Raw genomic sequence first — 22,208 nt, 5'->3', positions numbered from 1 at the left:
TACATTCAGGAAGCTTCTATAAGCCGAAGAATCTGCCGAAATTCCTCTATGGGAAGACGAGCAGATTCTTGCTTTTTAGAAGGTTGAGAAAGGAGCAAACAATCGCATGATTCAATTACAAAATATCTCAAAAGAATTCAAGTCGAAAAAAGGCATCATTAAAGCTGTGGATGGGATCAATCTTCATGTAAAAAAGGGACAAATTCATGGTGTGATCGGCTATAGTGGTGCTGGTAAAAGTACACTCATTCGTTGTGTTAATCTACTAGAACGTCCTACAGCAGGAAAAGTAGTGATAGACAATGTAGACATTACGACCCTTTCTCTTCATGAATTACGTCAAACACGCCAAAAAATCGGGATGATTTTCCAGCACTTTAATCTATTAAAAACAGCAACAGTTTACAATAATATTGCCGTTCCCTTAAAGCTACTAGGCTATAAAGAGACGGAAGTAAAAAACCGTGTAGCTAAATATGCTGAAATTGTAGGCTTAACAGATAAACTAGATAGTTACCCAAATCAACTTTCAGGTGGTCAAAAACAACGTGTGGCTATTGCACGTGCCTTGGCACAGGAGCCAGAGATTTTACTTAGTGATGAAGCAACAAGTGCACTTGACCCTGAGACAACAGAAGCCATTCTTGAATTGTTGTTAAAAATTAACCGTGAATTAGGCATTACGATTCTGCTCATTACACATGAAATGAATGTGATTCAAAAAATTTGCGATGAGGTTTCTGTTCTAGAATCAGGGAAAGTTGTGGAATTCGGCACAGCTATAGAACTTTTTGCAAAACCGAAGCACCCTACAACGCGAAAGTTTTTAAATACAATTTCACAACGTAATTTATCCCCTTCTCTTATTGAGCAATTAAATGTTTCAGGTAGTGTAATCCGTTTAACATTCCTTGGCGAAAGCACTGGTAAGCCATTATTAGCAGAAGTCACTAAGGTATACGATGTGCAACCAAATATTTTAACGGCTAATATTATTGAATTAAAAAACGGCATTGTCGGCAATATTGTGGTGCATCTACATGGCGAGACGCAGATTGTTCAAAAGGCGCTAACTTATTTTTCGGAAAATGGCGTGGCAGTGGAAGAATTAGGAGGTGCGTTCAATGAGTAGTATCCAAAGTTTCTTTACAGATTGGTCAGATGTTATTGGCAAAGCAATTATCGAAACATTTCAAATGGTCGGAATTTCATTGTTGTTCTCCATTCTAATTGGTATTCCATTAGGGCTATTAATCGTTTTAACACGACCAGGACAATCCTTTGAAAATAAATTTTTCTATCAGTTTTTTAATCTATTCATCAATATTGTCCGCTCTGTGCCATTTATCATTTTATTATTCTTCATCTTACCTTTTACCAAGTTAATTGTTGGTACAACAATTGGTGTTAAAGGTGTAATCGTTCCGTTAGTTGTTTACACAGCTCCTTATATTGCACGATTGATGGAATCTGCGCTTTTAGAAGTGGATTCAGGAGTGGTAGAAGCTTACACAGCCATGGGTATTAAACGTCGTCATATTATTTGGCATGTACTATTACGTGAAGCTCGTCCATCTATTATTTTAGGCTTAACGATTGCCACAATTGGATTAATTGGTGCAACGGCAATGGCAGGAATGGTTGGTGCTGGCGGATTAGGTGACCTTGCCTATCGTTATGGTCATTTACGCTATGAGGTTGATGTGATGTATGCAACTGTCTTTATCTTAATCATCCTTGTGCAAAGCATTCAATCTATCGGCAACCGCTTCGCTGCGAAATTGAAAAAAGATTAAGAGGAGAATGAAGATGACAAAGGAAATTTATGTAGAGAAAAATGGCTATATTGCAACGTTAGTATTAAATCGCCCTGATAAACGAAATTCTTTATCAAGGGCAATGTTTCAAGCTATAGTAGACCATCTTGAACAACTACGTGTAGATTCTTCTATCAAGCTCTTAATTGTCCGAGGTGTCAATGAAGTAGCCTTTTCATCTGGTGCTGATATTAGCGAGTTTTTAGATATTCGTTATGCTGCAGACAATGCCAAAGCCTATAATGATTTGGCTTTAAAGGCGATCGATGCCCTCTATAAATTTCCGCATCCTACAATTGCTATGATTCAGGGCTTAGCAATTGGCGGCGGCTTAGAGTTAGCAAATGCTTGTGATTTTAGAATAGCAACACCTAAGAGTAAGCTGGGTATCACCGCTGCAAACATTGGTATTGTCTATAATTTAGAAAGCACGAAACGTCTCATCAATATTGTTGGTGTCGCTAAGGCAAAGGAAATTTTATACACAGCCAACATTTTTACAGCTGAAGAAGGCAAAAATATTGGTTTAATCACGGTCCTACATGAGCCAGAGAATATTGAAGATGCCACACTGCAATTCGCTGAACATCTATTAAGTAAATCATCCATTGCAAACGCAGGCATCAAAAAAATTATCCAGGCGATTGTAGATGGTGAAAATGAAGAAAGCGATGAGCTGGCACAGTTAGTTTTGGATTCATTTAGTTCAGACGATTATAACGAAGGTATTCAAGCCTTTTTAAATAAAAGAAAGCCTATTTTCAATAAATAAGTGAGGTAGTAACGATGACAAACACAACTGATGGTGATCTACTCTTAAAAAATATCACTGCACAAGCCCCCTTCCCCATTTGCTTTGCAGATTTAGAAAAGGTCGTAGCGAAAAAAATCGAAGCTGGGCCTTTTGGCTACATCCGTTCAGGTGCTGGTGGTGAACAAACACTGCGCAATAATCGTGCAGCATTTGAGAAGTATTCCATTGTTCCCCGCTTTTTAAATGATGTGTCAAACGTTGATACATCAATTCATTTGTTTGGTAAAACATATCCAACTCCTTTACTCTTTGCTCCTGTTGGCATGAACGGAATGGTTCACGATGATGGCGAGCTTGCCGTTGCACGTGCCGCCCAGAATTTAAATATCCCTTATATTCAAAGCACTGTTTCCACTTATGCTCTTGAAGAAGTTGCTCAAGCTGCTCCTTCTGCAACAAAGTGGTTTCAATTATATTGGTCTACTAATGAAGAAATTGCTTTTAGTATGGCTGCACGTGCGGAGGCAGCGGGATTTGAAGCAATCGTTTTAACTGTCGATACCGTAATGCTTGGCTGGCGCGAAGAAGATGTCCGCAATCAATTTTCACCATTGAAGCTAGGCTATGCACGAGGCAATTATATGAATGATCCCGTTTTTACTGCCACTTTACCTGATGATTCATTTGAGTCCTATGTACAAGGTGTCTTGCAAAATGTCTTCCACCCAACACTTAATTGGGCGCATGTTCGAGAATTAAAAAAACGTACAAACCTTCCTATACTATTGAAGGGAATATTACATCCTGAAGATGCGAAGCTAGCTATCGACAATGGTATTGATGGCATTATTGTATCAAACCATGGCGGCCGTCAATTAGATGGCGTTATTGGTTCACTTGATGCCCTTCCTGCTATTGCAAAAGCTGTGAATGGACAAATTCCTATTATATTAGATAGTGGTGTATATCGTGGCATGGATGCCTTAAAAGCACTTGCTTTAGGAGCGGATGCCGTTGCAATTGGACGTCCTTTCGTTTATGGGCTAGCTCTTGAAGGTCAACAAGGTGTCGAAAAGGTGATGACCAATCTTTATGATGAATTAAAGGTTTCCATCGCATTAGCAGGTGCCACCTCTGTTAAAGGATTACGCAACATCACATTAGTCAAACAGGATGGGACTGAGGTTAAATGAAACAAGCATTACAAGGATTAAAGGTTGTTGATTTATCACAAGTCTTAGCAGGCCCTTATTGCACTATGGTGTTAGCAGATATGGGTGCAGAAGTTATTAAAATTGAAAAATATCCAAATGGAGACGATACCCGTACAATGGGTCCTTTCGTTAATGAAGAAAGTCATATGTACATGATGGTTAATCGTAATAAAAAAGGTGTCTGCATCAATTTAAAAACTGCTGAGGGACTGGCTTTATTTAAAGAACTGATTCAATCTGTCGATGTATTGGTTGAAAATTATCGACCAGGAGTAACGAAAAAGCTGGGTATTGATTATGACACATTAAAAGCCATCAATCCTGGCCTTATTTACTGCTCTATTTCAGGCTATGGTCAAACAGGTCCTTATAGTCAAAAGGGTGGCTATGATATTATGGCACAGGGTCTGAGCGGCTTAATGCATATGACAGGTGAAGCAGATGGCCGACCTGTAAAAGTTGGCTTTGCGGTGAATGATATTGCTGCTGCTCAAACAGCCTTACAGTCCATTTTAATGGCCTATATTTATAAGCTTCGTAGTGGCGAAGGACAATATATTGATGTTTCCTTAGTGGAGTCGGGTCTTGCATGGACTGTTTGGGAGGCTGCTGCTTATTTCGGACAAGGTGAGCTACCTGAGCGAACAGGAACAGCCCATCGTGTGTCCGCGCCCTATCAAGGTTTCAAAACACAGGATGACTATATTCTAGTAGGTGCTGGCAATCAAAAGCTATGGGAGATTTTCGCGGCAAAGGTTGTCAATCGACCTGATTGGTTAGACAACCCCCTCTTTGCTACCAACTATTCACGTGCCCAACATGTGAAGGAGCTGGAAGCGGAAATTGAAAGCGAGCTAATCAAGCATAAGGCTACCTACTGGCTCGAACTTTTAGATAAACACGGCGTACCATCTAGCCCAATCTATTCCTACGATCAAACATTGAATGATCCACATATTCTAGAGCGTGGCATGGTACTGTCCTATGAGCACCCAACTGCTGGACCAATGCGAACACTAGGCTTCCCAGCCAAATTCTCGCAAACACCTGGACAGCTAACAAGTGCAGCTCCTACTTTAGGGCAACATAATGAGGAAATTTTACAGGCATTAAATATTTCGGATCCAGATATTCAACAGCTCAAGGCAGCCAAAATTATTGGTTCAAAATAAAGTGATTATCTAGTTTTAGATCGCTATCAGTTACATTTCAGCTTCTATCAGTCACTTTTTTGATTCTATCCTGCACTTTTTCATTTCTATCACGCAAAAAAGGCTTCCCCATCTAGGAGGAAGCCTTTTTCTTATTGAATAACGCCTAATTCACGACCAACCTTCTCGTAAATCGCAATTGCATTATCAAGCATTTCTTTTGTATGTGCCGCTGTTGGCATATTCCGAACGCGTCCTGTACCCTTTGGAACTGTTGGGAAGACAATCGATTTTGCATAAACGCCTTCTTCAAATAAACGCTTTGAAAATTCCTGTGTCAACTTTTCATCTCCAATGATACATGGTGTAATTGGTGTCTCAGACGCACCAATATTAAAGCCAAGCTTCTCAAGTCCCGCTTTTAAATAGTTTCCATTATCCCACAGCTTATCGTGTAGCTCTGTTGAATCAATCAGCATTTGCACAGCTGCTGTAATAGCTGCTACATCACCTGGCGGTAACGCTGTTGAAAATAGGAATGGGCGTGAACGAACTTTTAGCCAATCAATTAAATTTTTCTTACCTGCTACATAGCCACCTACTACACCAATGGCTTTTGATAATGTACCAATTTGGAAATCAATTTCTTTTTCTAATCCAAAATGCTTCACAGTTCCTTTTCCTTTACCTGTTACACCCGAACCATGTGCATCATCCACATACGTTATTAAATCAAACTCTTTAGCAATTTCCACAATTTCAGGTAATTTAGCAATATCACCATCCATTGAGAACACACCATCTGTGATAACCATGATTTTATTGTATAAGCCTGATTCCTTTGCCGCCTTTGCCTTAGCACGTAAATCATCCATATCGGAGTGATTAAACGCAATAATTTTCGCCTTTGATAAACGACAGCCATCAATAATAGAGGCATGGTTCAATTGATCAGATAGAATGGCATCATTTTTATCCATTACAGCCGAAATAGCAGCCATATTACAATTAAAGCCAGATTGATAAGAAATAGCCGCTTCTGTTCCTTTAAATTCCGCAAGCTTTTCTTCTAATTTAACGTGCAAGTCAAGTGTCCCATTGATTGTACGAACAGCACCTGCTCCAACACCGTATTTATCAATTGTCACTTTGGCAATACGCTTTAATTCTTCATTTGTTGCTAAACCAAGATAGTTGTTAGAGGATAAGTTAACAAGATTTTTGCCACGGACCTGAATAATCGGCCCATTTGCTCCCTCTACTGGATCGATTTCATTGTATAAGCCTTGTTCATGTAGGGCTTGTAGGTTTTCATCTAAAAATGCATTCAATACTTTAGACAAGCGTATCATCCTTTCCTAGGAAAACTGTTCTCGCTCCTAGTTTAGCACATGCAAGCCATTAGCTACATTACTTTGTTAATCTTTCGAATAGTGGCGCTGTTTTTTCTCGCCATAAAGAGGCAGATAGACAATGATCTAATAAACGCCGAACGGTATATTCAGCTTCTGCATATCGTTTGGAATGACCCATCGCATCCTGTATAGCTTCTTTGTATTGTGCTCGGACTGCCTCAATCGCAGTCTCTGCTTCCTCTGAAAGCGCACAATGTTGCCCAATATCAAAAATCTTATCCCCTAACCTACCATCCTCTGGATCAAAGATATGGGGCTCTGTGCTATCAAAGATACAGAAATTGAGCTCTGGGATAATGACCATATCCACAGATCCCGCATCTAAGCCACACCAAATAATTTGTGCATCAAGCCCTCTTGCATTTGCCTCATCCGCTAAGCTTTTCATTAGTGAAGATTTACCTGTGCCTGGCTTGCCTTTAATCATGAAGCGAGTCGTGATACTTTTGGTGATACTATCCACTGTATTTTCCGCACCTCTAGGAGTTAACGTACCAAGTAAACGATGTGTCCGCATGCCCGTTTTATTCAAAACAATGGATTGGAACACTTCCATCTTTAAATTTTCCACCTGTTCATTTAATGCCTGCCAGTTCATACAGCTTTGTGTGACAACCTCCCAGTCATCATGAAGCTTGATTGCTTGATCCAGTTTCGCTATGCATTTTTCACGCCAAGTTGCCCGCTCCTGCATCGCCTCTGCAAGCTGTTCTCCAACCTTTTCAAGCTGTATGTCCTCTAAACAATCATAGAAAGACATGACACGATGCTTTGTACCGAGGAAAGTTGGCTCGATATTCCACTCAGAAGCCCATACAAAAAGTCTGTTACAGCCTTTTACATAAACGGCTTCTACAACCTCTTCTAATAAAGCATGCTTAAACCACTCAACAGCAAAGCCCTGTTTCACATAAAAATATCCTAGTTCTTTTAACAGTTCTGAACCTTTAAAGGTAGCAGGCCCTTGCAAAAAATAAACGAGAGCCGCTTCTTCCATCATTTCTTTATATAAATTTTTCACACCTTGCCCAGTCAATGCGTGTCCAAAATAATACGTTACATTTCCGTTCAAATGTCGTTCCTCCTTTAGCTTCTGCCCTGCATTATATGAAGGAACGCTAAAAAAAATGAAAAGCTACTTCTATCCTTTACAGATCTAAGTAGCTTCATGATTTAATAAAATGGCTTCATACCTTCAATATGCCCAATACATTTCATTAATATTTTACGACAATACGGTAATGAATATTGCACAATATAGCCTGAAGTTAAGGCGATTAATACTGTCCCTACTCCAACTGGTCCTCCTAGTAGCCAGCCAACGATGGTTACGAGTACTTCAATTCCCATTCTTGCTGTTTTAATAGATCCGCCAAACTTTTCGACAAGTATCATCATTAAGGTATCCCTTGGTCCTGCGCCCATATTCGGTGCGATATACATCCCACAGCCAAAGCTCAAAACAAATAAACCAATAATAAAATATGTAATTTGTAAGCCATATACATCCGTTGAGGGCAACATCCAGTTAAATACATCAATGAATGAGCCGATTAGTAGCATATTGAGCCAAGTGCCTATCTTTGGCCATTGACGCAACACAATGGATGTTGAAGCAACTATAAAGAGTCCTGTTACAATAGACCAAGTACCAATACTTAAACCAAAATTTTGGAATAGACCCACATGTAAAACATCCCACGGGCTTGTCCCAACAATTTTTCCTTTTATAGACATCGTGATGCCAAGTGACATCACAATTAAGCCACCAATAAAAAAGGTCCAACGCCACCCCATTATTCTACGCATTCCTTATCCTTCTCTCTATGAATATATTGCTATTACTGTATCATACTTTCAACAAAAATTAAGCTATAGTGCTTGAACTAAACCGTTCATCTTACCACATAAAAAACTACCCATTTTCTCACTCATGGGTAGTTGTAATTGAGGCAAGTTGTGCCTTTGTTATAGTCTTCAGATCTTCTACTTGAACATGAATTTGCATACCAATTTTCCCAGCACTAACGATTATGCTTCCTTGACCTTGAGCAGATGCATCAATGACCGTTGGATATAACTTCTTCATCCCCACTGGTGAACATCCACCACGAACATAACCAGTATGGCCAAGTAGATCTTTTACCGCTAACATTTCAATTTTCTTTTCCCCAACTACCTTTGCAGCTGCTTTTAAGTCCAGCTCCTCGGCTACAGGAATGACAAATACAAATAACTTTTGTGCACTTGCTTTTGCTACTAATGTTTTAAATACCCGAGCAACAGGCTGACCAATTTTCTCAGCTACAGAAACACCATCAACTTGACCATCCCCGGTTTCGTATTCAATCACATCAAAATGAATTTTTTGTTGTTCTAATAATCGAATTGCATTCGTTTTCGCATGCTTTGCCTTTGCCATTTCAACAATCTCCTATCTACAGCATCAGGCTATCAAAGAGTACATAGAATCCTTGTCTGGGCGATAGCCATTTTTCGTCATTTGAACGTGAGCCGCATATCTTTCCGATGCCTGTTTGAATGCTCTTAACCTGAATGCAGTCTCATAGTTCTTACCGAAAATTGTATCTGCAAATGGGTCCAATTTCAATTCCTTCGAGAAACGTTCAGGAACCTTCACTTCAATAATGTCACGTACAAAAGATGGTTCGCCTTCGTTAGTGGTAACATCGTCAAAACTTGAATCATTTAACATATGCTGTATTTGAGCATCAACGCTTTGTGCCACACGTAAATCTTGTGGAGAAGGCTCTGCTGATGACAATGCTGCATTACGTACCTGCTCTAAAATATGCAGTGTGTCATTTAGCTCTGAATCGGATATATCCGAGGAATCAGCATTATCATTCATTCCTACTTTATAGGCTTGTTCATGGGCACGTACATTCTTTTCTGTTTGCTGCAAATCTTCCATAATGGCTTGCTGTTGAGGCGTTACTTCTTTCGACTCTACTTGTTGCTGTTCATATAAATCCTGGTCAGTACGTCCTAGCAATAAATTTTCAAGTTCAATCAATAATGGGTTTTTCTTTGGCTGGAAATACATCGCATTTTTTCTATATGCATCTCCCGCCTCTTTACGTTGCAATATCTTTTTACGATTATGCTGCGATGAAATTCTTTCTTGTTCCATTAAATTTGATATTTTCATAGTTTTCACCTCGCCCTTCTATCTTCATATGCTAATTAGATAATAGATATGAACATACTTACTTACACTCTATCTATACCATTTGAATAGTTTCTGTACACTCATTATCGGAATTTTCACTATTAAATTCAAGCACTAATTACTACTAACCTCCTAAAGAGATACTAACTATTTTCGAAATTAGGTATAAAGACTCTTATAAAGTCAATATTTTTCACATTCATTTATTAACTCCATACTATTTTCAATAAAATTTATTACCATATACACTAATCAAACAGTGTTAATCGACGTAAAAAAACAGCCCCTCATTCTGGACTGTCTTTCTCATTTTTTGGGTCTAATCAATATACCTTTATAAGCTAAGTAACCAAGCCATGCACCAATTGTATTTAAAATTAAATCATCAATATCCGCAGAGCCGACGGTAAAAATAAATTGAACGGTTTCGACAGCAAGACTAGAAAAAAAGCCTAAACAAATAATGACCCACGCTTTTCGGAATTTCTTCGATAGTAATGGCAGTAAAAAGCCCATTGGCGTAAAAATTAATAAGTTGCCAAGTAAGTTAACGATTATAATTTCCCAATTAAAATATTGAGAGTAGTTTATATAACGGAGAATCGTTTCGAAGGGAATAAAATTAGTAGTTAACCGCCAACTACTATAATCAAACAATCCTAAGTCACCTATCGAGTAATCTCCTTTAAATAAAACGACGACTACATCTACTAAGCGATCAATAACCAATTTATAAAAAGCCATAAATGAATAGATACTAAATAAAATCCAACCTGCGATCTTTAGCGGCAAATAATATGTATCAATGACATCCCGATATGGTAATGGGAGCTTGGCATTATTCTGAACATCCGCTATGTTGTTTTTAGACAAGCTTAACACCCACTTCCCTTTATTCCTTCCCATATTTTAATATGCTCAACTATAGCTTGCAAGTAGCTGAAAAAAATTATCATCCAAAAAAGCTGTCTCCTAGCAGCAGAGACAGCCTTGCAATAAGTATGTTTAAACTGGGTTTACCCCATGCTTACGTTGTGAGAATAATAAGTATTTTGACATATAAAGTTCTAAGCGATTTTCTAGTACCTTACGTAGCTCATTAGGTTCAATCACATCATCAATGATAAGCTCTGAAGCTAAACGATACACATCAATTTCCTCTTGATATTCTTTACGTTTCTCGGCAATGAAGCTTGCTTGTTCTTCTTTTGGAAGTTCTGCAATTTTATTGGCATAGACGGCATTGACAGCAGCTTCTGGTCCCATTACGGCAATTTGTGCATTTGATAATGCAATACAGCAGTCTGGTTCAAACGCAGGGCCAGCCATCGCATATAATCCTGCACCATACGCTTTACGCACAATGACCGTTAGCTTAGGAACAGTTGCCTCACTCATAGCAAAAATCATTTTAGCACCATGACGGATGATTCCTGCTTTTTCTACCTGAGTACCAATCATAAAGCCTGGAACGTCTGCTAGGAATAACAGCGGTATATTGAATGCATCACAAAGGGAAATAAACTTCGCCGCTTTATCAGCAGAATCATGGAATAGCACGCCTCCCTTGACACGTGGTTGGTTAGCGATAATGCCAACTGATTGTCCATTAATTCGGGCAAGGCCTGTAATTAATTCGGGTGCAAATAATTTCTTGACCTCACAAAACGAATCTTCATCGATAATACGATCAATTAGCTTATACATATCAAATGGAACATTTTGGTTTTGAGGAATTAATTCTTCAATAGATTTATCAAATGTAGCCGGCGGTTTAGGTGCCTCTACCTTGCTGCGTTCTGCATAGTTATTCGGGAAGTAACCCAAATATTTACGCGCATAAGTAATGGCCTCCTGTTCTGTTTTAACAAGCACATCTCCACAACCAGAAACGGAACAGTGCATTTTTGCGCCACCCATTGTTTCTAAATCCACTTTCTCACCGATAACCATTTCGGCCATACGAGGAGATCCTAAATACATGGAAGCATTCCCTTCTATCATCACAACGATATCGCAAAATGCAGGGATATAGGCACCGCCTGCTGCGGAAGGACCGAATAATAAGCAAATTTGCGGAACTTTTCCTGACAGCTTGACTTGGTTGTAGAAAATGCGTCCTGCACCTCTACGTCCTGGGAACATTTCTAGCTGATCTGTAATACGTGCACCTGCTGAATCTACTAAATAGAGTAATGGACAATTCAACTTTTCAGCAGTTTCTTGAATGCGAATCATTTTTTCAACTGTGCGTTTTCCCCAAGAACCCGCTTTAATCGTTGAATCATTGGCTAGCACACAAACCGTGCGACCATGAATTTTACCAATACCAGTGACAACACCATCTGCAGGTAAATCTCCTGCTAAACAGTTCGCATAGAGGCCATCCTCTGATTGAAGACCATCATCTAGTAATAGTTCAAGACGCTCACGTACAAATAGCTTGCCTTGTTGTGCATTTTTGTCATGATATTTTGGTAATCCACCTGCTAAAATTTTATCTTTCATTGTAGGTGGCGTATTTTCTGTCGAGATATTGCTCATGTTTATTTCCTCCCTTTGCCCAATCGATTACACCAAAATTATTTCTTGGCGTTTTATTTCCCTGAATATTGTGGCGCTCGCTTCTCTTGGAAGGCAAGTAAGCCCTCTAATCGGTCTTCTGTTGGGATCAGTGCACTATATGCAAGTGATTCAATTTTTAACCCGGTAGCTAAATCTACCTCAACACCTTGATTGATCGCAACTTTGGCTTGCACTAAAGAGAGTGGTGCGTTTTTTGCCATTTCCAGTGCAAGCTGTTGTGCCTTCTCTAATACCTCATGTCCTTCATAAACATACTCGATAATGCCATAATGTTTAGCATCTTCGGCATTCAGCCTACGTGCTGTATAAATTAATTCCTTTGCTTTGCCAAGACCAATTAGACGTGGAAGTCGCTGTGTTCCCCCAGCTCCTGGAATAATACCGAGCGATGTTTCTGTTAGACCTAGCTTTACATTTGTAGCCGCAATACGTAAATCACAAGCTAGTGCCAACTCCAAGCCTCCGCCAAAGGCTACGCCATTTAGGACAGCAATGACAGGCTGTGCAAGCGTTTCAACTTTTGCCACAGTGGCGCCAATCAGCTGCACAATCTGCTTCACTTGTCGATCAGACATTCCTTTACGTTCCTTTAAATCAGCACCTGCACAAAATGCCTTTTCGCCTGCACCTGTTAGAAGGACTACGCGCACTGCTGGATCTCCATTGATTTGATCAAGCGTGTCAGACAGCTCATGAAGTAATTGAACCGACATAGCGTTAGCAGCTTCTGGTCTTGAAAGAGTAATTAGTCCAATACTACCCTCTAGTAATTCAAAACGAACGAGTTGTGTCATCGTTGATTTGCACTCCTTTCATTGCGGACAATAGCCATTTGCTTCGATGCAACAGCTTTGCCTAATTTCTCTTCAATAAAGAGTGCCGCCTCTAGCACCTTTTGTTGATCTACTCCTGTTTCAATGCCCATCTCATCGAATAAATACAATAAATCTTCTGTGGCTACATTGCCTGAGGCACCCTTAGCATATGGACAACCCCCTAGCCCACCAAGCGCACTATCAAACTTAGAAATACCCATTTCTAAGGATTTCATAATATTAGCTAGTGCTGTTCCACGCGTATCATGAAAATGCATGGCAAATCTTTCAGCAGGATATCTTTTTAGTAATCCCTCTAAAAGAAATTCAACCTGCGTCGGTACACCAACACCAATTGTGTCGCCAAGCGATATTTCAGTCACACCCATCTCCAATAATTTTTCCGTTACTCGTAGTACCTTATCAGGATGGATATACCCCTCATAAGGACAACCAATAACCGTTGAGATATAGCCTCGAACATGTTTCTTTGCAGCCTTAGCTCCTACCACAACTTCCTCTAATATGGGAAATGTATCTTCTATCGTTTTATTAATATTACTTTGGTTATGACTTTCACTAGCAGACATAAAAATACTTACTTCATCTACTTCAGCCTGTAATGCACGTTCTAAGCCACGCATATTGGGTACAAGTGCTGCATAGGTAATATCCTTATGTCTTTTAATGGCTTGCAGAACCTCGACTGAATCTGCCAATTGAGGAATCCATTTCGGATGCACAAACGATGTCACTTCAATATAATTTAATCCTGTTTGACTTAATAAATTAACTAATTGCACTTTATCAGCTGTTGAAATATGCGTTTTTTCATTTTGTAAGCCATCACGGGGACCAACTTCTTTGATCATGACTTGCTTAGGTAGCTGCATAAAGAAGCCTCCTCTTATTCAATTTCTAAAATATCATCATCAACGTTAATGAAGTCTCCCTCATTGGCAATGATTTTCGTCACGACGCCATCCTCTTCTGCTGCAATTGGAATTTCCATTTTCATCGATTCTAAAATGGCTACATCTTGACCTGCTGTCACTTTCTCGCCCTCTGCTACTACGATTTTCCATACTGTTCCTGCCATGCTTGCTTTTACTGTTGCCATAATTATTCACTCCTAATTTTTTAATCATGCATTCGCCCTTCTATGGAAGCACGAATACATGAAAATTGTTATTTTATTTCTGCTAATTGCGGTAAATAATATTGCTCTACAAATTTAGTCGTCGTATAGCCTTTTAAAAATTGCTCATGAGTGACGGTTTTTAACAACATCGGAATATTCGTTTGAATACCCTCGACTTTATACGCCTTTAGTGCTTGCGTTAATCTCTCACAGGCAATCGCTCTCGTTTCTCCCCACACCACCAATTTACTAATCATTGGATCATAGAATGGTGTGACCACTGAACCAGACTCTACACCACATTCATGTCGCACTCCCTCACCTGTCGGTAATTCAAGAGTCGTAATAGTGCCTGGAGAAGGGAAGAATGTCGAAGGATTTTCAGCGTATATCCGCACTTCAATCGCATGCCCTTCTTTAGTCATACTTTCTCTAGTAAATGCAAGCGGTTGTTTTTCCGCAATTTTTAATTGCTCTTCTACTAAATCAAGCTTCGTAATTTCCTCTGTTACGGGATGCTCTACCTGTAATCTTGTATTCATCTCTAAGAAATAAAAGTTTTGATCTTCATCAACCAAGTATTCGATTGTTCCTGCATTGACATAACCAATATGCTTCGCCGCCTTAACCGACGCTTCTAGCATTTTTTCTCTTGTCTCTTGTGAAATAAACGGTGATGGTGCTTCTTCTACTACTTTTTGATTTCTTCGTTGAATAGAGCATTCACGTTCAAATAACGGAACAACATTGCCCTGATGATCTGCAATAATCTGCACTTCGACATGGTGAGGGTTAGCAATGAATCGCTCCATATACATCGTGCCATCACCAAAGAATGATTGTGCACGCTTTTGATTGCCCTCAAAAGCTTTGGCCAGTTCCTCGGCATTTTCAACTAGCTGCATACCGATACCGCCCCCGCCTGCTGATGCCTTTAACATAATGGGATAGCCTAAACGCTCCGCTATGTCAGTGGCTTCTTCCACATCTTTCACAGGCGCTTCTACACCCTCTACAATAGGCACGCCAGCAGCTTTCATTGTTTTACGTGCCTCTAGTTTACTGCCCATTGAAGCGATCACATCTGCACTTGGCCCGATAAACACTAAACCTACCTCTGTACAACGTTTCGCAAAATTTGCATTCTCTGATAGTAAACCATAGCCAGGATGAACAGCCTCTGCGCCACTTTCTAGTGCAATTTCAAGAATGCGGTCGATGTTTAAATAGCTCTGTGCTACAGGTGGCTTCCCTACACAGAAAGCCTCATCTGCATCTTTCACATGTAGGCTTTCAGCATCTGCCTCTGAATAGATAGCAACCGTATGAATATTTAGGCGCTTGCATGTTCTGATCACACGTCTAGCAATCTCCCCACGATTTGCAATTAATACCTTGTTGAACATATCCACTGCCCCTCCTTACTTTACGGTCATAACAAAATCTTCTCGTAATTTATATTTTTGAACTTTCCCTGATGCAGTCATTGGATAGTTATCAATAAAGAAGATATGGCGAGGAATTTTATGTCTAGAAATTTTATCCCGACAATAATCTCGGATTTCTTCCTCTGTTGCCTGTTCTCCTTCTTTTAACACAATCCAGGCTGCCGCTTCCTCACCATAGACAGGGTCAGGGACACCTGCAACCTGAACATCTGAAATTTTAGGATGTGTATAAAGGAACTCCTCAATTTCACGAGGATATAGGTTTTCACCACCACGAATGATCATATCCTTCAAACGTCCTGTTACACGAACATAACCGGCTTCATCCATTGTTGCTAAATCACCTGTGTGCAACCAACCATCCTCGTCAATCGCAAGATCTGTTTCCTCTTGGTTTTTATAGTAGCCCTTCATCACATGATAGCCCCTCGTACATAGCTCCCCCTGTTCATTCGTCGGTGCTTCCTCAGTTGTACCAGGAACAACAATCTTTACTTCTAGGTTAGGTAATGCGCGGCCGACCGTCTCCACCTTCAACACTAACGGGTCCTCCGTTCTTGTTTGCGTAATAACTGGTGATGATTCTGTTTGACCATAGCAAATTGTAATATCTTTCATCCCCATCTTCTCAATGACCGCTTTCATGACCTCAATTGGACAGTTTGAGCCAGCCATGACTCCTGTGCGTAAAGTTGAAAGATCGAAAGATGCAAAATTCGGTAAATTCAGTTCACTAATGAACATCGTTGGCACGCCATGTAATGCAGTACATTTCTCTTGTTGAACGGTTTTGAGTACCTCTTCAGGTGAAAATTCCTGCACTGGTACCATCGTTCCGCCACTCGTAGTAATGGCTAATGTCCCTATGACACAACCAAAGCAATGGAAAAATGGAACAGGGATACATAGACGATCCTCTGCCGTTAAACGCATACACTCAGCAATGTTGACAGCATTGTTGACTAAATTAAAATGCGTTAACATTACACCCTTAGGAAAGCCTGTTGTACCAGACGTATATTGAATATTAATGACATCATCATAATGTAGAGAGTGCTCTCTTTGATCTAGCTGTTCCTCGGATACTTGCTCGGCAGCAGTTAAAACGTCTGACCAATTTAGTACGCCGGGGTATTTCGTTTCACCGATTAAAATAACATTTTTTAATAAAGGTAGTCGCTTTGATTGCAAATTACCTGGTTCACAATGTTCAAGCTCTGGACATAACTCTTGCAGTGTATTGATAAAAGAATGGTCTCGATAATTTTCAATTAAAAAAATCGTTTTAGCATCAGATTGCTTCAATAGATACTCCAACTCACTCGCACGGTAATTCGTATTTACCGTAACAATTGGAGCACCCATCTTCCCTGTACCAAATTGAAGCTGTACCCACTCAGGAACATTCGTCGTCCATACTGCGATATGGTCTCCCTTTTCAATTCCAAGAGCCATTAAACCTCTCGCTACGTATCGTGCTTGACGATTTAGCTGCTCATAAGTCATGCGTAAATTTCTGTCAGCGTAGACCAATGCTTCATTCTGCGGGTACTTTTTTGATTGTTCATCTAGCAATTGACCAATTGTTTGATACACAAGTTCTGCCATGAAGATCCCCCTTATTTATGCTATTTAACTTAATTGATGATGATTAACAGCCAATTAGACGAGAAATAACGAGACGTTGAATTTCAGATGTTCCTTCACCGATTTCCATTAACTTAATGTCACGTAAATGGCGTTCTACATCGTATTCTTTCATATATCCAGAACCACCATGAATTTGGATTGCTTGATTACATGTACGGAAGCCCATTTCAGAAGCAAATAGTTTAGCCATCGCAGCTTCTTTGCCAAATGGCTTCTTTTGATCTTTTAACCATGCCGCTTTATGTACTAGCGTACGAGCAAGCTCTATTTCCATCGCCATATCAGCTAATTTAAATTGGATCGCCTGTAGCTTTGAAATAGGTGCACCAAATTGCTCACGTTCCTTCGCGAATTTTAGTGCCTTTTCATAGGCAGCCTGTGCAATTCCGACAGAAAGAGCAGCGATGGAAATACGCCCACCATCAAGTGTATTTAAAAACTGGCTAAAGCCACGTTTTTCATCCCCTAATAGATTTGTTCTTGGGACACGAACATTTTCTAACACAATCTCACATGTATTGGAGCCACGTACACCCATTTTGTCATAATTACAGTTGATTGTTACACCTGGTGTGTTTGTTGGCACAATAATAGAAGAAATAATCTTTTTACCATCTTCACGTTTACCCGTTACCGCAGTTACAATAATTTGTCGAGCATATCCTGCATTGGTAATCCAGCATTTTTCTCCGTTAATGATGTAGTCATCACCATCAATAACGGCTGTAGTACGTGTGCCACCAGCATCTGAACCTGCATTTGGCTCTGTTAAACCGAATGATCCTAATGTCTCACCCTTAGCTAATGGAACTAACCATTCTTGCTTTTGTTCCTCCGTACCGAAGTTGTAAATTGGTGAGGCTCCTAAGCTAACAGCAGCTGCATAGCTTAACCCCGTGCCTCCACATGCTCGACCAATTTCCTCTACAGCTAAAGCATAGGACACCGTATCACCACCTGATCCACCATATTCTTCAGGAAACGGGATACCCAATAAGCCTAGTTCTGCCATCTTCTCAAAGCTCTCTATTCTCATTGTCGATGTCTCATCAACCTCACGAGCATACGGTTTAATCTCCTTCTCAGCAAAATCACGCACCATGTCTCGAATCATTTCTTGCTCTTTTGTTAATTCAAAATTCATCCCTAATCCCCCTAATGTCTAATTTGCCATAGTAGATGTAGCTCAAGAACGATTGCTTACAGTGAAATACCGACTAGTCGGTTTGTAAAAACAAATAATAAAACCAGTGTCTCCTACTGGCTACCCCTTTATTATAAATTGCTTCGCTTCTTCCATGGCTTGTTCTGTCACAATCGCACGTAATACCATATCGGTAAAAACATCTGTGATTTGCTCCATAGTTAATGGTCCTGATTGCTTAAACCATTTGTATGTCCAGTTAATCATCCCGACAATTGCCATAGTGACAATTGTACAAGGTAATTCAGTACGAAAAACCTTTGCTTCCTGACCCTCTGCTATCACTTTTTGTAAAATATCTCGATAGTGATCTCTCTTTTTATGGATGATGTCACTATATTCATCTGAGAGTGAACGACTTTCTTCATAAAAAATCGTAATATGTGCTTGATACATATCAAATACTTGTGTCAGTGTTTGCAGCATGGCACACAAACGTGTGATGGGTGTATCGTATTTGTCATATGCATCTTGCGATTGTTGAATAACATATGAAATAAAGACATCATGAATTTCATATAACAATTCATCTTTTGATTTAAAATTATGATAAAATCCACCCTTTGATGCTCCAATATATTCCACAATACGATCCACAGTTACATTGTGATAACCATCTTGCTGAAACAATTCAACTGAAGCGTCTACAATTCTTTGTTTTAACGTTTTCTTTACCATAGGCACCTATCATCCTTCATCTAGCTCTATACTCCATCACTCCTTATAATCAGGAAAAATCATTCAAATCCATAAAGTATTCTATTTTTTCCTAATTATAAAAATACTATGACAACATAAATATAGCATTCTCAAAATTTGGTGTCTAGCAACAAAATAGATTTTTCATAAAATTGCGAGCATAAAATTTACATGGAACAGAAATTAAAAACCTATAAACACATACATACCATATGAATTTTTTTTGCTCATCATGACAAATTTTCTTCCCTCCCATTTCTTTGTCTAACAAATCCATTTTCCATTGCAGTTAAACTGCGAACCCACTCAACCTATGCTATATTTAAAACCATGGAACTATGAAAGGGTGTTAACAATGGCAAAGAGCGTAGTAATCGCTGAAAAACCTTCTGTAGCACGTGATATCGCACGTGTACTGAAGTGCAATAAAAAAGGAAATGGTTTCCTTGAGGGAGATAAATATATTGTTACTTGGGCGCTTGGACATCTTGTGACACTGGCTGACCCTGAAAGCTATGATGTGAAATATAAAACATGGAATCTTGAAGATCTACCCATGTTACCTGAACGACTAAAATTAACTGTTATAAAGCAAACTGGAAAGCAATTTAATGCGGTCAAAAGTCAGCTTACACGCAATGATGTCAGTGAAGTCATCATTGCTACAGATGCTGGACGTGAAGGTGAATTAGTAGCACGCTGGATACTCGATAAAGTGAAAATTAAAAAGCCTCTAAAACGCTTATGGATTTCCTCTGTTACAGATAAGGCAATTAAAGATGGCTTTGCCAATCTAAAGCCTGGCAAAGCATATGATAATCTATATGCCTCTGCTGTAGCTCGCTCAGAGGCAGACTGGTATATCGGACTCAATGCTACTCGTGCTTTAACTACCCGCTTTAACGCACAGTTGAATTGCGGACGTGTACAAACACCAACAGTAGCGATAATTGCTGCGCGTGAAGATGAAATTAAAAACTTTAAGGCACAAACTTATTATGGTATTGAAGCGCAAACAACTGACAACTTAAAGCTTACATGGCAAGACAAGAATGGTAATAGTCGTAGCTTTGATAAAGAAAAAATCGATACACTGGTGAAAAAAATAGGAAATAGCAATGCTATTGTTGCGGACATTGAAAAGAAGCCTAAAAAATCATTTGCACCTGGCCTTTATGATTTAACAGAATTACAGCGTGATGCCAATAAAATCTTCGGCTACTCAGCGAAAGAAACCTTGAATATTATGCAAAAACTCTATGAGCAACATAAAGTGTTAACTTATCCACGTACGGATTCTCGCTTTATTTCTCAAGATATCGTTGCCACACTGCCTGAACGCTTAAAGGCATGTGGTATTGGTGAATATCGCTCCATCGCTAATAAACTGCTTACTAAACCAATCAAGCCAACAAAGGCCTTTGTCGATGATAGTAAAGTATCAGATCATCATGCGATTATTCCAACAGAGGGCTATGTAAATTATTCTGCTTTCTCTGATAAAGAACGTAAAATTTATGATCTTGTTGTAAAACGTTTCCTAGCTGTGCTACTGCCTGCTTTTGAATATGAACAGCTCACACTTCGTGCAAAAATTGGCGATGAAAGCTTTATTGCTCGTGGAAAAACGATTTTATCATCTGGCTGGAAGGAAGTTTATGAGCATCGCTTTGATGATGAGGACACAGCTGAAGACATCAAGGAGCAAATACTGCCCCGCATTGATAAAGGCGATATGTTAAAAGTAAAGCTTCTTGCCCAAACTTCTGGTCAAACAAAGCCACCTGCTAGATTTAACGAAGCTACTCTTTTATCAGCAATGGAAAACCCAACAAAATATATGGCTACGAATGATAAAAAATTAGCCGACACATTAAAATCTACAGGTGGTCTTGGTACAGTCGCAACACGTGCAGATATTATTGAAAAGCTTTTCAATTCCTTCTTAATAGAAAAGCGTGGTGGCAAAGATATATATATTACCTCTAAAGGTCGTCAACTACTCGACCTAGTGCCAGAAGAATTAAAATCCCCTGCCCTGACAGCAGATTGGGAGCAAAAGCTTGAGCTTATTGCAAAGGGCAAGCTAAAAAAAGATATATTTATTAGCGAGATGAAAAATTACACAAAGGAAATTGTTACAGAGATTAAGGGTAGTGACAAAAAGTATAAGCATGATAATATCTCTACCAAATCATGTCCTGATTGCGGAAAACCGATGCTTGAAGTGAATGGCAAGAAAGGAAAAATGCTTGTCTGCCAAGATCGCGAATGTGGGCATCGTAAAAATGTCTCACGCACTACAAATGCACGTTGTCCACAATGTCATAAAAAATTAGAGCTTCGTGGAGAAGGCGATGGTCAAATTTTCGTTTGTAAATGTGGCTATCGCGAAAAATTATCAGCCTTTGAAGCAAGACGTAAAAAAGATGGCGGAGGCAAGGTCGACAAGCGCTCTGTACAAAAGTACTTAAAGCAACAAAACAACGAGGAGCCTGTGAACAATGCCCTTGCTGAAGCATTAAAGGGGTTAAAGTTCGATTAAACGAAAAGAGCAAATTCACATTTAGAGTGAATTTGCTCTTCATAGTGTTGAAAAACAAACAATCAATAGAATTTTTGTGAAAAGTGAAAATGAATTTCCGTTGCATGCTACTTGCTTTCCTGTGGGCGAACGCCGAATCGCTTCCTCCGCTACCGCTCCGTGCAGGGTTTCGCCTGTCTCGCTATCCCACGGGAGTCAAGTAGCCTTCCACTCCAATCCACAAAAGTGTTACCTTTTTAGCAAAGGTTTTCAAATAAAGTGAAGGTGTTCACTACTCTTTATGGAGGGGTGTTGTCACACATCACTTCTCCACATTGAAAATAAGAGTTTATCCCCTCTAAGAATAAAGATATTGGGCTATTTGATTGCTATGCTAGTATGAAAAAAGTAAAGACATTTTGCAGAATGGTTGATTGGAGTGGAGCCAGCGTCACTCCTAGGGGATTTAGCGTCACAGAGGAGACCCTGGAGCGAACGTTAGTGAGTGAAGCGGCTCATCGGACGCCCCCTGGAAAGGACGCTGGCGGAACGGAAATCAACCCCTCGCCTTGCCAAAAGGTCTTTTTCTGCTAGTGA

At 39.6% G+C, this 22,208-nt stretch carries 20 protein-coding genes; 6 read left to right on the top strand and 14 right to left on the bottom strand.

Features of this window, described 5'->3' with window-relative positions; translation table 11 throughout:
* The first annotated feature begins 106 nt into the window (after positions 1 to 106).
* From JTI58_RS11400 to JTI58_RS11380, 5 genes are read left to right on the top strand one after another with little or no spacing between them, the layout of a single operon-like run.
* Entirely contained in the window at positions 107 to 1,132 is a 1,026-nt protein-coding gene (locus JTI58_RS11400; protein ID WP_205446705.1) for a methionine ABC transporter ATP-binding protein, read from the top strand.
* A complete protein-coding gene (locus tag JTI58_RS11395; RefSeq protein ID WP_004225517.1) occupies positions 1,125 to 1,796 on the top strand; it encodes a methionine ABC transporter permease in 672 nt (223 codons plus the stop codon). The genes JTI58_RS11400 and JTI58_RS11395 overlap by 8 nt, the downstream gene beginning before the upstream one ends.
* 13 nt (positions 1,797 to 1,809) lie before the next feature.
* Positions 1,810 to 2,589, top strand: coding sequence for an enoyl-CoA hydratase/isomerase family protein (locus JTI58_RS11390; protein WP_205446704.1), 780 nt, complete (start codon positions 1,810 to 1,812; stop codon positions 2,587 to 2,589).
* Between the two features lie 14 nt (positions 2,590 to 2,603).
* Positions 2,604 to 3,764, top strand: a complete 1,161-nt coding sequence (locus JTI58_RS11385) for an alpha-hydroxy acid oxidase (RefSeq protein ID WP_205446703.1) — start codon at positions 2,604 to 2,606, stop codon at positions 3,762 to 3,764.
* Positions 3,761 to 4,957 carry a CaiB/BaiF CoA transferase family protein gene (locus tag JTI58_RS11380; protein ID WP_205446702.1) on the top strand — a complete coding sequence of 399 codons (1,197 nt, stop codon included), beginning with the start codon at positions 3,761 to 3,763 and terminating at the stop codon, positions 4,955 to 4,957. The genes JTI58_RS11385 and JTI58_RS11380 overlap by 4 nt, the downstream gene beginning before the upstream one ends.
* A gap of 131 nt (positions 4,958 to 5,088) precedes the next feature.
* Here the strand turns inward: JTI58_RS11380 and JTI58_RS11375 are convergent, their stop codons facing one another.
* From JTI58_RS11375 to JTI58_RS11310, 14 genes are all read right to left on the bottom strand, one after another.
* Positions 5,089 to 6,288, bottom strand: a complete 1,200-nt coding sequence (locus JTI58_RS11375; RefSeq protein WP_205446701.1) for a glycine C-acetyltransferase — start codon at positions 6,286 to 6,288, stop codon at positions 5,089 to 5,091.
* Positions 6,289 to 6,346: 58 nt separating this feature from the next.
* Positions 6,347 to 7,423: a nucleotide kinase gene (locus tag JTI58_RS11370; protein ID WP_205446700.1), complete on the bottom strand. Its 1,077-nt coding sequence runs from the start codon at positions 7,421 to 7,423 to the stop codon at positions 6,347 to 6,349.
* 101 nt (positions 7,424 to 7,524) lie between these two features.
* On the bottom strand, positions 7,525 to 8,160 hold the full coding sequence (locus tag JTI58_RS11365; RefSeq protein ID WP_205446699.1) for a YczE/YyaS/YitT family protein: 636 nt from the start codon (positions 8,158 to 8,160) through the stop codon (positions 7,525 to 7,527).
* A gap of 118 nt (positions 8,161 to 8,278) precedes the next feature.
* Positions 8,279 to 8,773 carry a Cys-tRNA(Pro) deacylase gene (gene ybaK, locus JTI58_RS11360; protein WP_205446698.1) on the bottom strand — a complete coding sequence of 165 codons (495 nt, stop codon included), beginning with the start codon at positions 8,771 to 8,773 and terminating at the stop codon, positions 8,279 to 8,281.
* 24 nt (positions 8,774 to 8,797) lie between these two features.
* A complete protein-coding gene (locus tag JTI58_RS11355; RefSeq protein ID WP_205446697.1) occupies positions 8,798 to 9,523 on the bottom strand; it encodes a hypothetical protein in 726 nt (241 codons plus the stop codon).
* A gap of 327 nt (positions 9,524 to 9,850) precedes the next feature.
* Complete coding sequence (locus JTI58_RS11350) at positions 9,851 to 10,426, bottom strand: VanZ family protein (RefSeq protein WP_243456414.1); 576 nt, start codon at positions 10,424 to 10,426, stop codon at positions 9,851 to 9,853.
* A 123-nt stretch (positions 10,427 to 10,549) separates the two neighbouring features.
* The gene (locus JTI58_RS11345; protein WP_205446696.1) at positions 10,550 to 12,088 is read right to left on the bottom strand and encodes an acyl-CoA carboxylase subunit beta; all 1,539 of its coding nucleotides are present in this window, start codon (positions 12,086 to 12,088) and stop codon (positions 10,550 to 10,552) included.
* A gap of 53 nt (positions 12,089 to 12,141) precedes the next feature.
* Complete coding sequence (locus JTI58_RS11340; protein WP_205446695.1) at positions 12,142 to 12,924, bottom strand: enoyl-CoA hydratase; 783 nt, start codon at positions 12,922 to 12,924, stop codon at positions 12,142 to 12,144.
* Positions 12,921 to 13,838 carry a hydroxymethylglutaryl-CoA lyase gene (locus JTI58_RS11335; protein WP_205446694.1) on the bottom strand — a complete coding sequence of 306 codons (918 nt, stop codon included), beginning with the start codon at positions 13,836 to 13,838 and terminating at the stop codon, positions 12,921 to 12,923. Before JTI58_RS11335 ends, JTI58_RS11340 begins: the two co-directional genes overlap by 4 nt.
* 14 nt (positions 13,839 to 13,852) lie before the next feature.
* Complete coding sequence (locus tag JTI58_RS11330; protein ID WP_031418413.1) at positions 13,853 to 14,065, bottom strand: acetyl-CoA carboxylase biotin carboxyl carrier protein subunit; 213 nt, start codon at positions 14,063 to 14,065, stop codon at positions 13,853 to 13,855.
* A 68-nt stretch (positions 14,066 to 14,133) separates the two neighbouring features.
* Positions 14,134 to 15,492 (bottom strand): acetyl-CoA carboxylase biotin carboxylase subunit, encoded by a 1,359-nt coding sequence (locus JTI58_RS11325; RefSeq protein WP_205446693.1) that lies wholly within the window; start codon positions 15,490 to 15,492, stop codon positions 14,134 to 14,136.
* 15 nt (positions 15,493 to 15,507) lie between these two features.
* Complete coding sequence (locus tag JTI58_RS11320; RefSeq protein WP_205446692.1) at positions 15,508 to 17,142, bottom strand: AMP-binding protein; 1,635 nt, start codon at positions 17,140 to 17,142, stop codon at positions 15,508 to 15,510.
* Between the two features lie 43 nt (positions 17,143 to 17,185).
* Positions 17,186 to 18,328: an acyl-CoA dehydrogenase gene (locus tag JTI58_RS11315; RefSeq protein ID WP_205446691.1), complete on the bottom strand. Its 1,143-nt coding sequence runs from the start codon at positions 18,326 to 18,328 to the stop codon at positions 17,186 to 17,188.
* Between the two features lie 120 nt (positions 18,329 to 18,448).
* Complete coding sequence (locus tag JTI58_RS11310) at positions 18,449 to 19,066, bottom strand: TetR/AcrR family transcriptional regulator (protein ID WP_205446690.1); 618 nt, start codon at positions 19,064 to 19,066, stop codon at positions 18,449 to 18,451.
* 376 nt (positions 19,067 to 19,442) lie between these two features.
* Between JTI58_RS11310 and JTI58_RS11305 the strand changes: the two genes are divergently transcribed.
* Positions 19,443 to 21,632 (top strand): DNA topoisomerase III, encoded by a 2,190-nt coding sequence (locus tag JTI58_RS11305; RefSeq protein ID WP_205446689.1) that lies wholly within the window; start codon positions 19,443 to 19,445, stop codon positions 21,630 to 21,632.
* The last annotated feature ends 576 nt before the right edge of the window (positions 21,633 to 22,208 follow it).

Origin of the sequence: Lysinibacillus fusiformis (assembly GCF_016925635.1) — a bacterium.
Lineage (GTDB): Bacteria > Bacillota > Bacilli > Bacillales_A > Planococcaceae > Lysinibacillus > Lysinibacillus fusiformis_F.
This window is presented reverse-complemented; position numbering and strand designations above follow the sequence as displayed.